The organism is Corynebacterium sp. HMSC14B06 (assembly GCF_001807075.1).
Taxonomy (GTDB): domain Bacteria; phylum Actinomycetota; class Actinomycetes; order Mycobacteriales; family Mycobacteriaceae; genus Corynebacterium; species Corynebacterium jeikeium_D.
In genome coordinates this window covers 72,324-87,300 of record NZ_KV787404.1, presented here as the reverse complement: position 1 = coordinate 87,300, position 14,977 = coordinate 72,324, and the positions used below count along the sequence as shown (strand labels likewise).

13 protein-coding genes are annotated in these 14,977 nt (G+C 59.5%); 6 read left to right on the top strand and 7 right to left on the bottom strand.

The genetic code is table 11. From position 1 onward, the window contains the following. Positions 1–220: 220 nt before the first annotated feature. Positions 221–841, bottom strand: coding sequence for a transglycosylase family protein (locus HMPREF3130_RS10885; protein ID WP_016423316.1), 621 nt, complete (start codon positions 839–841; stop codon positions 221–223). A gap of 870 nt (positions 842–1,711) precedes the next feature. Between HMPREF3130_RS10885 and HMPREF3130_RS10880 the strand changes: the two genes are divergently transcribed. Further along, positions 1,712–2,143, top strand: coding sequence for a cold-shock protein (locus HMPREF3130_RS10880; RefSeq protein WP_005511873.1), 432 nt, complete (start codon positions 1,712–1,714; stop codon positions 2,141–2,143). 72 nt (positions 2,144–2,215) lie between these two features. On the opposite strand, the gene HMPREF3130_RS10875 is transcribed toward HMPREF3130_RS10880, so the two are convergent. Both HMPREF3130_RS10875 and HMPREF3130_RS10870 read right to left on the bottom strand, forming a co-directional pair. Beyond that, positions 2,216–2,710: a DUF2771 family protein gene (locus tag HMPREF3130_RS10875; protein ID WP_016423315.1), complete on the bottom strand. Its 495-nt coding sequence runs from the start codon at positions 2,708–2,710 to the stop codon at positions 2,216–2,218. Positions 2,711–2,832: 122 nt separating this feature from the next. Next, positions 2,833–3,993, bottom strand: a complete 1,161-nt coding sequence (locus HMPREF3130_RS10870) for a glutaminyl-peptide cyclotransferase (RefSeq protein WP_070429967.1) — start codon at positions 3,991–3,993, stop codon at positions 2,833–2,835. 23 nt (positions 3,994–4,016) lie between these two features. On the opposite strand from HMPREF3130_RS10870, the gene HMPREF3130_RS10865 reads away from it, so the two are divergent. From HMPREF3130_RS10865 to HMPREF3130_RS10855, 3 genes are all read left to right on the top strand, one after another. After that, positions 4,017–4,709 carry a DUF3027 domain-containing protein gene (locus tag HMPREF3130_RS10865; protein WP_224433761.1) on the top strand — a complete coding sequence of 231 codons (693 nt, stop codon included), beginning with the start codon at positions 4,017–4,019 and terminating at the stop codon, positions 4,707–4,709. A 158-nt stretch (positions 4,710–4,867) separates the two neighbouring features. Next, positions 4,868–6,382 carry an NCS2 family permease gene (locus tag HMPREF3130_RS10860; protein WP_016423312.1) on the top strand — a complete coding sequence of 505 codons (1,515 nt, stop codon included), beginning with the start codon at positions 4,868–4,870 and terminating at the stop codon, positions 6,380–6,382. 9 nt (positions 6,383–6,391) lie between these two features. Continuing rightward, positions 6,392–7,264: a TrmH family RNA methyltransferase gene (locus HMPREF3130_RS10855; RefSeq protein WP_070429966.1), complete on the top strand. Its 873-nt coding sequence runs from the start codon at positions 6,392–6,394 to the stop codon at positions 7,262–7,264. Positions 7,265–7,267: 3 nt separating this feature from the next. Here the strand turns inward: HMPREF3130_RS10855 and HMPREF3130_RS10850 are convergent, their stop codons facing one another. The 3 genes from HMPREF3130_RS10850 to serC form a co-directional block, all read right to left on the bottom strand. Continuing rightward, positions 7,268–8,164, bottom strand: a complete 897-nt coding sequence (locus HMPREF3130_RS10850; protein WP_246815153.1) for a DUF6928 family protein — start codon at positions 8,162–8,164, stop codon at positions 7,268–7,270. A 24-nt stretch (positions 8,165–8,188) separates the two neighbouring features. Further along, the gene (gene sepH / locus HMPREF3130_RS10845) at positions 8,189–9,316 is read right to left on the bottom strand and encodes a septation protein SepH (RefSeq protein ID WP_083276388.1); all 1,128 of its coding nucleotides are present in this window, start codon (positions 9,314–9,316) and stop codon (positions 8,189–8,191) included. 141 nt (positions 9,317–9,457) lie between these two features. Then, the gene (gene serC, locus HMPREF3130_RS10840; RefSeq protein ID WP_070429964.1) at positions 9,458–10,594 is read right to left on the bottom strand and encodes a phosphoserine transaminase; all 1,137 of its coding nucleotides are present in this window, start codon (positions 10,592–10,594) and stop codon (positions 9,458–9,460) included. Between the two features lie 725 nt (positions 10,595–11,319). Between serC and HMPREF3130_RS10835 the strand changes: the two genes are divergently transcribed. After that, the gene (locus HMPREF3130_RS10835) at positions 11,320–12,615 is read left to right on the top strand and encodes a citrate synthase (protein ID WP_083276387.1); all 1,296 of its coding nucleotides are present in this window, start codon (positions 11,320–11,322) and stop codon (positions 12,613–12,615) included. A 216-nt stretch (positions 12,616–12,831) separates the two neighbouring features. Further along, positions 12,832–13,191 carry an FKBP-type peptidyl-prolyl cis-trans isomerase gene (locus HMPREF3130_RS10830; RefSeq protein ID WP_005511805.1) on the top strand — a complete coding sequence of 120 codons (360 nt, stop codon included), beginning with the start codon at positions 12,832–12,834 and terminating at the stop codon, positions 13,189–13,191. 254 nt (positions 13,192–13,445) lie between these two features. On the opposite strand, the gene HMPREF3130_RS10825 is transcribed toward HMPREF3130_RS10830, so the two are convergent. Next, positions 13,446–14,927, bottom strand: a complete 1,482-nt coding sequence (locus HMPREF3130_RS10825; RefSeq protein WP_070429963.1) for a carboxyl transferase domain-containing protein — start codon at positions 14,925–14,927, stop codon at positions 13,446–13,448. Positions 14,928–14,977 lie beyond the last annotated feature (50 nt).

Sequence of the window (14,977 nt, the reverse complement as noted above, 5' to 3'; positions counted from 1 at the left end):
TCCATGATGCAATGACCGCCTGACCCTACCGGGCCATTTTTGTCATAAACGCAGTCACTAACTCGCGTTGGCACGCCGTCGCCAGCCATAAACGCAGGCAGTAATTCACGCAGTCACTAACTCGCGTTGGGTCGGTACCGCCAACCTGCGGAAGCCAAAAAGTAGCCCCGAGGGGGATTACCCTCGGGGCTACTGTGATGAGCTGGCTAGCTCGAAAGTCTTAAATCAGACCCTGCAGCTTCGACAGGTCGAACGGAATGGCTGCGACCAGTTCCTGCGGGAGCTCAACCTCGCCGGTCAGTGCACGGAACTCAGCGATGAGTGCCTGAGCGTCGGACAGGCTGTCGACGTTGGACAGGCGGTCAGCGAACTGCTGGACCAGGTCAGTCTTGGAGTCGGAAGCAGCAGCTGCCGGAGCGGCCTGTGCGCGAACAGGAGCGGAGCCCTGGCTCGGGTGCGGACGATCGGTCGGGCCGGAGGAGAGACCCAGGCTTGCGGAGCAAGCCGGCCATGCGCCCCAACCCTGCTGAGCCAGGACCTTCTCAGCAACGTAAATCTGCTGCTCGCGGGAAGCCTGATCAGCGGTCGAAGCGAACTCGTTACCACCGAAAGCGTTCCAGGTGCTTGCGGAGAACTGCAGACCGCCGTAGTAGCCGTTTCCGGTGTTGATGTGCCAGTTGCCGCCGGACTCACACTGTGCCAGGCGGTCCCAGTCGGAGTCCGGAGCTGCAGAAGCGGTCGGTGCGAAGATAGCGGCACCGGCACCGAGGATTGCGCCGGTCAGTGCAACCTTTGCCGAAGTGGAAGCGAAGGTGTTGGTCTTAGCTGCGTGGCGAGCCATATGAAAATTTCCTTTTCGTCGATTTTCTTTGTGGCGCCAGTGGGGCTAATGCAACCCCATCTCACTCTTATGGAAAGTTCTTCACGTTATTGATAACGGGCCGATGTCATCGCACTGGAGTGAGATGAAGGCGATCTATGCGACTTCGTCCGTTAAACGCGTCGATTGCACACCGTAGCGGTTGATAACGAAATAGTCACGCGAATCGCCGGATTCTTAATTTTGAGCGCAGGTGGGAAATATGCATAAAAGTAGGTGAAACTGCAGGTAAGAGACGTGACTGTTATTGGTGTTGTGTAAGTTAAAACTTCAAAATGTGATAAAGCTCACGTTATCGTCTTGTTATTTTTCCGGTTTTGGCGCGCCGCATGCACTGAGAAGGATGGCCATAAGAGATAGCCATAAAGAACCAACGCTGGCAGTTAGTTGCCGTCTCGGTGCGTCAATCCGCGAGAGTGTTCGCTTCACGCAGATCCGTCTTCCCTTTATGTCCCCATCTATGGGTATAATTGAGTTCTTTAGGTAATCGGAGGTGACGTGCACATGCACGCCGCTACCGCTGCCGCCACTTCGCACTAGTAAGCAGTAATAAATAATGTGTTCCCCGTTGGAGTGCGTCCTGTTTTGGTCGCACCTTAATTAAAGGAACACCATTAAGACAGCACCCGGCCTGGCATATCCTCGCGGTCCTGTCTGGCCAAGCTCGCCCCGAGCGAGCCTCTAACTCTGGCCGTTTGTGCGTGCGAGGACGGTGGCAAATGCGGAAGAATTGCATCTCCGATCCGAAGACCCTGAAGGGCAGTCACCGCTGCACAAGGGGAACGAGGTTGAGTGCCCCCAGTCACAGGGCACGGGAAGGTTAGGTGGAAAGTGCCCATCGGTAAGGTCAGGTGGTACGACAAGGATCGCGGTTTTGGCTTCGTTTCGAATCCGGACGGTGAAGATGTCTACATCGGCAAGAACGTGCTGCCGAAAGGCGTGGAAGAACTCGTAACTGGTCAGCGCCTGGAGTACGACTACGCTGACGGCCGCCCAGGCCCGCAGGCCCTCCGGATCAAGGTGCTCGACGAGGGACCGCGCGGTGCCCGTCACCGCCGTGGCGGGGCAGGTGGGGGCGCAGGAGCCCGTCGTCAAGCAAAGAAGCACAGCCCCAGCGATCTCAACGGCATGATTTCGGACATGATTTCCATGCTGGAGTCGACGGTGCAGCGTGACCTGCGCGCCGGGCGTTACCCGGAGCGTAAGGACGGCCACCAGATGGCTGAAGTCCTGCGTGCGGTCGCGCGCGAGCTGGACTCGTAAGTCGGTAGAAGATGTGAAAAACGCCCGCTCACGAAGGTGGATAACCTCAGTGAGCGGGCGTTTTGCTGTGCTTTACGACGGTTCGTTGACGATCGACCAAGTAATACCGTAGGTGGTCTCTTCACCCTCGGAGTTCTTTCCGATGAGCGCGGTGGAAACCTCCACGACCCCGAGTGGGGTGCGTTTGCCGGCAACAGCTGCGGAGCCGGCGATGGTCTCGGTCGTGGCTTCGCCCGGATCCTTGCGAGAGGTGGAGTTGACCGCATCGTCGGAGAAGAAACGCTGCAGAGTCCAAGAGTTAGAGCCAACAGTGGAGCCGACGTTAACCTCAGCTGTCTCCTGCTCGCCCAGAGAAATCTTGGCGGCGTTGGCCTCAGTCGTGGTGCAGGCATTCTTCTCAAAGAGGTCGCAGACACGGTAGGGAAGAACCTCTGTGGTTTCGCCGTCCTGAATGACCTCGATGGACAGCGCGTGCGGGTCGTCGATTGCCTGGTTGGTCCACTTATTGACAGCAAGGACAATGCCGGTGACGACAAGACCCACCACGACAATAGCGCCGACAACCATGAACGCCTTACTATTCTGTTGCCAGCGGCGCCTACTCGATCCCATCAACTCTCACTTCCCGACATTCGTAACGGAATTGAAGCTACGTTCAGTCACACTAGCCGTTTTCGGGCCAGATACTGCTATTCACTCACGGTAACACGGTAGGCCGTGGGCCATTTCTTCCCTGTGAGCAGGAACTGGCGGGGGCCATTGGGGGAGGTAGAGGAAGAATCCGGCATTAGAGCAATGCCGTTGAGCACATCAATACTGTTTTGCTCTGCTGGGGAGAGCTGCGCGTACAAGTCGCGGAAGAGTTCGGTGGCATCGACGATGCCTGTGACCTTTCCGTCTTCCGGGTTGATGCGGTAGATGAATGGACTCTGCCAGACGTTGGCCCAAATCTCGCGGTGCGATTGCGGGGAGTTTGGTCCGTCCGCGTTGCTCTGGTTGTTTGAATCGCTCGTGTCCGCTGGTACTTCGTCCGGCACTTCGTCCAGAGCTGCGTCGCCGTTGACAGTGACGCACTCGAGTTCGTTGAGCCACGTTGTCTCTGTACCTGCTGCAGTGACCGCCAGTTGACGCTGGGAAGAGAGGTCATCGGGGGCGCGGAAAGTGAGGGTGCCACTGCCGTCGGAGGTCACGATGGTGTCATCGAAGGAGCACGCGCCCCAGCCCTCGGTGTCGAAGGGAACCTCGCGACGCTGCTTGAGAGTAGCCGCGTCGCGTTCAATGGCGCGTCCTTCCTTCCACGTCAGCTGCCACACGGTATCTCCATGACGGGTAATCCCCTCGCCGAAGAGTTCAGGCTGTAAATCTTCCACGTTGGTCGGCTCGGCTGCAGAGTTGTCGAGCCACTGCGGTAATCGGTAAATCTGGGACTCACCGTAGAGGCCGGTGCCCATCAACAAAGAACCATCGGGTTCGAACTCAAGGCCCTGGACAAAAGGCGCAGCGACATTCTTCTCCGTGGGAAGTGGTGGAGCCAAGACAGGATAGGACTGCTCGATGGCCAGTTTCAGTGTCGGAACGTCACCGAGCCCCGGCACCTTATCGGCACCGACCAGCTCGGAGGGATTAACCGATGCCGAAGTCGACCTTGGGGCGGTGCCGGAGTTCGAGTCCGCACTAGCTCCACTAGAAGGGGCCTCGCCTGAGGGATCGCCACCTGAACCAGTTTCAGCCGCACAGCCGGCCAATAGGGCGGCAGTTGCCACGGAGAGGATGGCAGCTCGGACCGTCGTAAAGCGTGATGAGTGGAAAGGGCGGGCGAGTTTTGCATCGCCCGACGGGAATCTGTCCATAGCTTCACTCTAGGATAGGAAACGTGACTGAAAATCGACGACGTTCCCGAAACAGCCGCCGACGGGGGAAGGTGATGAATCACCAGGCGGTCGACACTGCCCGTACCGCTATTGAAGAGCTCGGGGAGGGGCCTGCCGGCGCGCACACCGGTGTAAGTGTCGTAGGCGAGGGCGTTGCGGTGCATCGTTTTGCGGCTGACCTGCCCGGATACAGGGGCTGGGAGTGGCATGTGGTGGTCGCGTGCGCGCCGGGCACTCAACAGGCGACGGTCAGTGAAGTGGCTCTTGTCCCTGGCGAAACCGCGCTGCAGGCGCCTGAATGGGTGCCCTACGAGGAGCGGCTGCGCCCCGGTGACCTCGGTCCACGCGATTTGTTGCCGGCTGCAGTGGGAGATGAGCGACTCGACGGCGATGACTTGCAGACCCGCACCTTGTCGGCGCGTGGTGTGGAAGACACCGAGCAGCGTTGGGAAGAGGGCGATACCGGCCCCGAGAGTGACTTTGCTCGGGAAGCATTGCACCGTTGCCGAACCTGCGCCTTTATGGTCCCGCTGACCGGGCCGCTCGGTAAGAACTGGGGCGTGTGCGTTAACGAATGGACATTCGATGCCACGGCCGTAAGCTTTGACCACGGCTGCGGTGCTCACTCAGCTATCCCGGAAGTAACGGGGCAGGGTGCACCGGTGGCGGAACCCTACCAGGATTCCCACCTGTAGCTTTCCACCTAGGCAAACGCGATGACGAAGAAGGTGCAGTTTCGACGCCACCGTGGCCCCAGAGACTGCACCGTTACGGTTTTCGGCACAAAAATTCCGCTCTGACACGGATAAACACGTGACACGGATAGTAAAGAGACTCTAGAGAGGCATAAAAAATGGACAAAGGTACGTCCACCTCTGCAACATCCTCAGATGAGGCGAAGGACTCCAAGCCTGCACGGAAGGGGAGCCATCTTTCGGCAGTGGACCGCTATTTTCACATCACGGAGCGCGGTTCGACGACCGTGACCGAGATTCGCGGTGGCGTAGTGACCTTCTTCGCGATGGCCTACATCATTCTGCTCAACCCGCTGATCCTCGGCAATATCGAGGATGTCAACGGCAATAGCCTGGGGATACCACAGGTCGCCGCTGTCACCGCGCTCGCCGCGGGTGTCATGACCATTACTTTTGGTCTCTTTGCCAAGTACCCCTTCGGCATTGCGACGGGCCTGGGCATCAACACCCTGGTTGCCGTGACATTCGTTGCTAACGAGGGGCTGGCCTGGGAAGAAGCGATGGGCCTGGTCGTGCTGGACGGCGTGATTATCGTGCTGCTGGCGCTGACCGGATTCCGCACAGCTGTCTTCCACGCGATTCCGTCCGATATGAAGGCCGCGATGAGTGTGGGTATCGGCCTATTCATTGCCATGATTGGTCTGGTCGACGGTGGCCTGGTTCGCCGTATTCCCGATGCCGCTGACACGACTGTTCCGGTGCAGCTCGGCATCAATGGTCAGATTGCCTCGTGGCCGACCGCCGTGTTCGTCCTCGGGCTGATTATCTGCGGCATCATGGTTGTCCGCAATATTCCAGGTGGCCTGTTCATCGGCATCGTGCTGAATACCATCATTGCGCTCGCAGTCGAGGCCTTGACGGATGCGGGCCCCTCCTTCGCTGATGGCAAGCCAGTGCCGACCGGTTGGAATCTTGCGGTACCGACTCTGCCGGACCGCGTAGGCGGCATGCCGGACTTGTCCCTCGTTGGAGCTGTGGATCTTTTCGGATCCTTTGCCCGCGTCGGTGCCCTCAGCGCCACCATGCTGCTGTTTACCTTGGTCCTGGCGAACTTCTTCGATGCCATGGGCACGATGACTGGTCTGGGCAAGCAGGCCGCACTTGTCGATGAAGACGGTGTGCTGCCGGACATGAAGCGCGCACTGGTTGTCGAAGGCACCGGTGCCATTGTCGGTGGGGCAGTCAGCTCCTCGTCGAACACCGTCTTTGTGGACTCCGCAGCGGGCATCGCCGATGGTGCACGCACTGGCCTTGCCAACATTGTCACCGGCATCCTCTTTCTGGCAGCGATGTTTTTCACCCCGCTCTATGAAATCGTGCCCATCGAGGCTGCCGCGCCAGTGCTGGTCATCGTCGGTGCCATGATGATCGGGCAGATTACCGAGATTGATTTCACCCGTTTCGACATCGCACTGCCGGCATTTTTGACTATTGTCACCATGCCGTTTACCTACTCGATTGCAAATGGTATCGGCATCGGTTTCATCACCTTTGCTGCGATGGCTATCTTCTCGGGTCGTGCCAAGTCCGTACATCCGCTGATGTGGATTGTCTCCGGCCTGTTCATCATCTACTTCGCCGCCGATCCGTTCACCGCTCTGCTGGGCGGCTAAAGAGTTTCCATGAGTACCACCACATCCCTCGAACGCTTTGCGCCCATCGTCGTCGACGATCCCGCCGACAGCCGTCTCGATGACATCCGCAACCTCAACAAGTCCGATTCCCGCCCCGATTTGCCCGGTGGGAAGGGGCTGGTCATCGCCGAAGGCACGCTCATTGTGCCGCGGTTAGTGCGCTCACGCTTTCCGCTCCGCGCAGTCTTTGGTACTCGCCAGAAGCTCGCATCGCTTGCCGACGGACTGACCGCGAGCGAGGCCGTTATTGCGGAAACGGTGCCCTGGTTTGAACTCGACCGCGAGGTTCTGGCCGCAGCGGCCGGATTTGATCTTCACCGCGGCCTTCTGGCCACCGCTGACCGCGCGCCGGAGCTATCGGTGGACCAAGTTCTGAGCGGAGCCACCACCTTGGCCGTGATGGAGGGCGTCGGCGACCACGAGAACATCGGAGCCCTGTTCCGTAACGCGGCGGGCATGGGCGTGGATGGGGTCGTCTTCGGCGCGGCCTGCGCCGATCCGCTGTATCGCCGCAGCGTGCGCGTTTCCATGGGGCATGTGCTGACAGTCCCATTTGCGACTCTGCCCGGTACTACGACCACCTGGCAGCGAAGCTTGGACCAGCTCAAAGAGCAGGGCTTCCGCGTGGTGTCGATGACCCCTGCGGGCACGGTGGACCTGTGGGATGCCATGGACACGGACAAGGTCGCGATTCTCGTTGGCGCTGAGGGGCAGGGGCTTACCGAGCACGCGATGGTAGCCACCGATGTGCGTGCTCGCATTCCCATGTCACCGGGAACTGACAGCCTGAATGTGGCTACCTCCGCGGCGATCGCGTTCTACGAGCGACTGCGCGTTCAGTCGCAGCGCGCAGTGCGGTAGAGACTATTTCCCGAACTTGCCTCGCGCCCGCCGCCAGGTGCGGCCAGCGAAGTTCTTGGCCTTAGCCCCAAAGCGACTGAGCTCCTCCAGAAAGTCTCGGTTCGGCTCTGCGTTGTGAACTTCGTAGTCGTCGTAGGCGCGGTCAAGCTCTGCGCCAGACTCGGAGGAACCCAGCTCACCCATTAGCCCGCGTGGACTACGAGACGTCGAATACGAAGCTCCGGGAGCCGCACGACGGCCATCCACCGCAAAACCACTAACAGGGATGTCTGTAGCGGGCGAATGCGGGTCGAATCCGAGCCAGTCGGTGATGACGGCGTCGGCAAGCTCTGCCGGAACGAACGGCAAACCGACCCCCTCGCGTGGACGTGAACCCGTATCTTCGAAAGCGTCGGGCAGCGGGCGGTGCTTGCCCGCCCAGAAGCTGCCCTCTGCGGGGCAGGGAAGACCGATATCCTCCAGCGTGCGGTAACGAGTCGCCGAGAAGGCGCGCTTGAGTTCACCATCGTGCCAATGCGCAAAGGCACCGAAGCCCGTGGATTTATTCGACACACTCGCGTAGACGTCCGTGGCGGCAATCTCCTGCCGCAGACGAGGCGACAGCTTGGACAGCTGCGAGACATCATCGAGAACCGTCTGCAGTACGGCAACGCCCTCAAAGCCACCGATGTAGTATTCACCGTCACCGGTTTCTGCCGAGCGGTTGAGCGGGAAATCACCAATCGGTGTTACCGGCAGCGTTGAGTCATAGAGAGCTAGGAAACGACGCCCGAAACCGCGGTCGTGCTGAACACCTGTCTCCAGGGTCGCAGCAGGGTCATTGGTGCTGATAAACCAAATTGTGACTACACCGCGGCGAATCGCGGAGAATTCGAAATCAGAAGCGTTGCCACTGGTCATGGAGCTCATTGTCGAGGGAAACTCCTACTTCTTCGGGCCGTTCGGACGTACGCCGAGTAGCACATCCTCCCAAGACGGCATGACAGTCTTTTTCTTGCGCTTCGGCTGCTCTGCGTCCGGGTGCTGCAAGAACTCCGCCTCGTCAATATCGTCGTCGGCGGCATCGCTTTGCGACGGAACATCCTGCTCCCCGTGGCCTCGCTGCGGCTCCGCCGAAGACTGCCATGCGGCTGGCATCTCAGAGGTATCCGCGGTATCAGCAGCTCGATTGGCCTGCGGAGCCAAGTCTCGGTTGCGGCGGGCAAAGTCGGGGTCAATCAGCTCTGCTGCCAGCTCATTGCGAGCAATGGTGAGTGCGGAAAGTCCCTCCGCCTGGTAACTCCACTCAGCTACGTTGGTGGTGTGGCCGACATTCCAAGTAACCGTCACAATCCACTGTCCACTCGGGTCGCGGTAGGCGTCCCACGAGGCATCGGCGAGTTCCTGGCCACGGGCGGCAAAAGCGGTGGCGAGAATCTCCCACAGGGACAACTTGGCCGGGCCATCAATGCGACGTGGCTTCGACTGCTTGCCGAGCTCCGCAATACGTGCGCGCTCTGCAAGCACCGGGTAGGCGAAGGACTCAATCTTGCGCGGCTGCATGCCGCTGTACTCAATGAGCTCCTCCACCGTTTGGCCGCTGCGAATGCGGTCCTGAATTTCGCGCGGCGACAAAACTACGCGAGGCTCTTCCAGAACAGGCTTCGGCGCCGTTGGAGTCTTCTTCGGTGCCCCGCCTGCCGTAGCGGAGTTGCCGGCCGCCTCGCTGCCTTCGGCCGCGTCGCCGCTTGCGGTGGTGGCTTCCGCTGTGCTGCCACTAGTGGAACTTCCGTCGGTGGAGCCCCTCTCTGCGGTAGCACTCTCCCCAGAGCTACCGCTGGCAGTGGCGGTGGCGGCGCTGGATCCGTCGGCAAGCGATGCGGAATCAGCTGCAGCAGGGGAACCGGCGGCATCGGCGAGCTCGAAGTGCTCGACCAGGAAAGTGCGCAGGTTCTCGTCGAGAGGCAGCGTGAAGCGAAGTCCCTCCTGCCGTTCCTGCTCGGTGATATCGGCGGGAACGAGAATCAGTGAATCGGTCACATCGCCGTCCAGAACGGGCTTCAGCTCCCTCATGCGAGAACCTCCTTGTTGGTCGACGTTATAAGTAATGCTCACTAATCATGGTAAACGACAAAACTCCCGCGTCACGGACAAATGGGGCAATGCCCTTGCGCGTGGCGCGGGAGTTATGCGGCTGAGGCCGGTATTTGGCTGTTACTTTGCAGCGTAGCCGTTGTCCAGAACCCAGTCGATAGCGCCAGTCAGACGACGGATGTCCTCCGGGTCGATGGCCGGGAACATACCGATGCGCAGCTGGTTGCGGCCCAGCTTGCGGTACGGCTCGATGTCGAGGATGCCGTTGGCGCGCAGAACCTTGGCAATCTGTGCGGCGTCGATGTTGTCCTCGAAGTCGATGGTGCCGACGACCAGCGAGCGCTTTGCAGCATCGGTGACGAACGGAGTTGCCTCCGCGCGGTTCTCAGCCCAGTTGTAGAGGTGGGAGGAGGACTCGGTGGTGCGGGCAACCATGCCGTCGAGGCCGCCGTTGGCGTTCATCCACTTGACCTGATCAGCCAGCATCAGCAAAGTGCCGACGGCCGGGGTGTTGTAGGTCTGGTTCTTGCGGGAGTTATCAACGGCAGTCTGCAGGTTCAGGAAAGCCGGGATGAAGCGGTCGGAAGAATTGATCTTCTCAATACGATCGATGGCAGCCGGGGACATTGCAGCCAACCAGATGCCGCCGTCAGAAGCGAAGCACTTCTGCGGGGAGAAGTAGTAGACGTCAGCCTGGGACATGTCGACCGGGAGGCCGCCGGCACCGGAGGTGGCATCGATAGCCACGAGCTGGCCCTCGGAGCCTGCCGGGCGGGTGACCGGAACCATGGTGCCGGTGGAGGTCTCGTTGTGAGCCCAACCAATAAGGTCAACGCCCTCTTCGCCAGCGACAACCTCAGGTGCGGAACCCGGCTCTGCTTCGATGATCTGCGGAGCGTCGAGCCACGGAGCCATCTTGGAGGCCTTGGCAAACTTGGAGGAGAACTCACCGTAAGTCAGGTGAGCGGACTTCTTCTCGATGAGCCCAAAGGTGGCAGCATCCCAGAAAGCGGTTGCGCCGCCGAGGGACAGGACAATCTCGTAGCCGTCCGGAAGCTGGAAGAGCTCAGCCAGACCCTCGCGAACCTCACCAACAACGTTCTTCACTGCCGGCTGACGGTGGGAGGTACCCATGATAGAGGTACCGCCGTCAACGATTGCCTGAATCTGTGCCGGGCGAACCTTCGACGGACCGCAACCAAAGCGGCCGTCGCCGGGCTGGAACTCTTCAGGGAGGACTGGGAATTGATCGCTCATATGAGGCGCAACCTTTCAAAGTGCATTCAAAGTGAAGCTTGATATACAGCCGTTGTCTTCAAACTCTAGCGGTAATCGGGGGTACTTATAGCAAAAGGGTGGGGTTCAATTGCCCCCGCTTCCGTACTTTGCATAACAAAACAGGGTGGATTGGCGTATTTGCAAAGTTTGCGAAGAATTTTTTCCAGTTTTGTTGGTGCTGAAAACTTGGCGGTGTGGGGCCTCGGGCGGGCGGCGAGGGGTGAATTATTGTGGATTTAGTCGATGTGTTTTCGGGCGTCGGCTCAATGACTTTTGAACTTTTAAAGACATTGGCTGTTGAATGGGCTCCTGACCTCCTGATTAGTAAATGAGCAGTGACAACGTAATAAACCCGTTTTTTCCATTTGCATTTCGGGGTGAAGAGGGGTCAAGATTGGGTAAGCCCAGGCTGCCCGAATGGGGTAGAGGGTGTTGCACTGCTCACACTCTTTGATATTGTGTGTTCTAATCCACTGCAGGTGTCGGTTCTTTATGGTTACGACACGGTCGATGTGAACTAAGCAAACTTTTTTCACTGGGCAAGATGCAATGGAACGCAAATGTCGCGCATAATTGAATCATTGAAAACAATGCGACCCCGAAGGGGTGGCGTGGAGTTGGGAGGCAGCATGCTGTTTTCCGCTGTGCCTGCTTCCCCCGCACTCTGGAGTCGTTAAGAAGAATTTTTCTGTGAAAGGGAAGTTGTGGCTACTAAAGACGGCAAGGCTGTACTCCACTACCCGGGCGGCGAGTTCGAGATGGACATCGTCAAGGCAACCGAGGGTAACGACGGTATTGCACTGGGCAAGATGCTCCAGGAAACTGGACTGACCACCTTTGACCCGGGCTACACCGCCACCGGTTCTACCGAGTCCAAGATCACTTACATCGACGGCGGTAACGGCATCCTGCGCTACCGCGGTTACCCGATTGAGCAGCTGGCTGAGAAGGCTACCTTCAACGAGGTTTCCTACCTGCTGATTCACGGCCACCTTCCGTCTGAGGAAGAGCTTGCGCAGTTCAACCACGACATTCGTCACCACACCCTGCTGGACGAGGACTTCCGTCGCGCATTCAGCATCTTCCCGCGTGGCGCACACCCGATGCAGACCCTGGCTTCCTCGGTCAACATTCTGGCTTCCTACTACCAGGACGAGCTGGATCCGCTGAACGAAGAGCAGCGCAACCTGGCTGCGGTTCGCCTGATGGCTAAGGTCCCGATGCTGGCTGCATACGCTTACCGCGCATCCAAGGGCGAGCCGTACATGTACCCGGACAACAACCTGAACGCTCGCGAGAACTTCCTGCGCATGATGTTCGGTTACCCGACCGCTGACTACGAGGTTGACCCGGTAGTGGTTGACGCTCTGGACAAGCTGCTCATCCTGCACGCTGACCACGAGCAGAACTGCTCCACCTCCACCGTCCGCATGGTCGCTTCCTCCGGCGCTTCCATGTTCGTCTCCATCGCTGCTGGTATCAACGCTCTGTCTGGCCCGCTGCACGGTGGCGCTAACCAGGCTGTTCTGGAGATGCTCGAGGACATCCAGCAGAACCACGGTGGCGACGCAACCGAGTTCATGAACCGCGTGAAGAACAAGGAGCCGGGCGTCCGCCTGATGGGCTTCGGTCACCGCGTCTACAAGTCCTACGACCCGCGTGCAGCTATCGCTAAGAAGACCGCTCACGAGGTGCTCCAGCGCCTCGGCGGCGACGAGCTGCTGGATCTGGCTATGAAGCTGGAAGAGATTGCACTGGCTGATGACTACTTCGTCTCCCGCAAGCTCTACCCGAACGTTGACTTCTACACCGGTCTGATTTACCGCGCCATGGGCTTCCCGACGGACTTCTTCACCGTCCTGTTCGCCATCGGCCGCCTCCCGGGCTGGATCGCTCAGTTCAACGAGCAGGTCACTGACCCGGCATCGAAGATCAACCGTCCTCGCCAGATTTACACCGGCGAGACCGAGCGTGACTTCGTTCCGCGCGACCAGCGCTAAGGATTTTCTAGCGATTACCGCGTAGGAGTTTCTCGCAGGTAACCCAGCATAGAAAAGTCCAGCGTTGAAAACGCGAAAAGGCGCGTACTAGCCTTCGAAAGGTTGGTACGCGCCTTTTATTTTTCCTAGAATTCTAAGAAACCCCATTTAAGTTGGGTCCATTTACGTTGGGCTGAATACCAACTGTGAAAAAGCCAACTGTGATAGGAGATTGTCTTGTCCAAGCCAGAACTCACTGCTAAGTCCGGTCCGGCTCCGACGGAACTCGTCATCAACGACCTCACTGTCGGTGACGGCAAGGAGGCCACCCCGGGTGCTCGTGTCGAGGTCCACTACGTGGGTGTTGACTACGAAACCGGTGAAGAGTTCGACTCTTCCTGGAACCGTGGCCAGTCCATCGAGTTCCCGCTGAACGGCCTGATTGCCGGTTGGCAGGAAGGCATTCCGGGCATGAAGGTCGGCGGTCGTCGCGAGCTGATTTGCCCTCCGGAGAAAGCTTACGGCCCGGCTGGTGCAGGACACTTCCTGTCTGGTAAGACCCTGGTCTTCGTCATCGACCTGTTGGACGTTAAGTAGAAGTCCGCATGCTAGCTCTGTTGGCCGGCTGAGCTTCGCTCCGCTTCGCGGTTCCTGCTCATCCCTCCGTCGGCGGTTTGCAGGATTTCCGGCGAAGAAAGTGACTGCGTTTATGACACTTCAGGCGTGAAAAATTGCCCAAAAGTGTCATAAACTCAGTCACTTTCTTGCTTTCTGAGGTTGGGGTGGGGGCTGAAGGCCCAAACCAGCCCCAAACCAGCCCCACGCCAGTCCCACACCAGGCCCCAGCCCCCTTACTCGCCCAGCGCGAAGCGACGGTAGTGGTCGAAACGCTGCTCACGGCCAACGCGAGCCGGATTCTTCTCCAGCTCCCAGAGGGCGTGCTCGATAGCACTCAGAGCACGGCGGGGCAGTTCGGACGAATCCTCAGGTTCGGCCACAATCTCGTCGATAACCCCGGTCTTCAGCATGGCCTCGGCGCCAACGCCCTGCTCCTCCATCATTTCCGGGGCATGCTCGGTGTCTCGGTAGATAATCGCCGAAGCACCCTCCGGCGGCAACGGAGACATCCAGGCATCGTGCATTGCCAGCACGCGGTCAGAGGGCAGCATGGCCAGCGCACCGCCACCGCAGCCCTGGCCGAGAATGAGTGACACGGTCGGAACCTTCAAGTTCACCAGCGTGGTCAAGGTGCGGGCAATCTCGCCGGCCATGGCATTTTCCTCGGCGTCCTTGGTCAACTCAGCGCCTGGGGTGTCAATGACCGTGACCAGCGGAATGTTCAGGCTTTCCGCGATGCGCATCGCACGGCGGGCAAAACGCAGTGAGCCCGGCCCCATTGGATGCGTGCCCAGCGGCGGCTGGTTATGGCGATCCTGGGCGACCAGAATCACCGGCCGCTCACCAATCCGCGCCAGGCGAGCCCGAACCGACAGCGACTTGTGGCCATCGCCAGTGCCGGAAATCGGCACGGAGCAGTCGACAAGGGCATCGATAATGTCGCCGCCACCTGGACGAGAAGTATCGCGGGTGCGCAGGATAGCTTCCCAGGTATCGCGACCATCAATGGCTGCTACTGGCGGTGGGGTGGGTTCGCTGGGGTCTCCGTCGGCAAGCACGTCGATGGTGCGGCGGACAGCGCCGCGCAGACCTTCGAGCGGAATGATGCCGTCGATAATGCCCTGCTTGAACAGGTTCTCGGAGGTCTGAACGCCTTCGGGCATGGGTTCGCCGGTAGCCAGCTCGACGACGCGCGGGCCGAGGAAGCCGAGAAGTGCGCCGGGCTCTGCGAAGGTGAAGTGGCCTGCCGACCCCCACGACGCCATGACACCACCGGTGGTGGGATTGCGCAGGTACACCAGGAATGGCAAGTGAGAATCCTTGTGGCGCGCCACTGCGGTGGTAATAGAGATCATGAGCGCGAACGCCGCAGTGCCCTCCTGCATGCGAGTGCCGCCCGAGGTCGGGGAGAGCAACAGGGGCAGCTGCTCCGCAGTCGCGCGCTCGATGCTGCGAATAATACGACGAGCGGTTGCGGCGCCGATAGAACCGCCGAGGAAGCCGAACTCAGAACAGATGACGGCGACGCGCTTGCCGCCGACGGTGCCTTCACCGGTGATAACGGCCTCATCGAGACCGGTTTTCTCAGAGGCTCGGGACAGTGTGCCGCGGTAGGACTCGTCGATGTTGCCATGCTCGGGCGCGCCGTCCCAGGAGGTGAAACTTCCGTGGTCGAGGACGGTATCTATTACTTGTTGGGCGCTGATTCTAGCCATACCTCCACGGTAGTAAACAAGGGGTAAACCGGCTTAGTTGATGGTGGGCG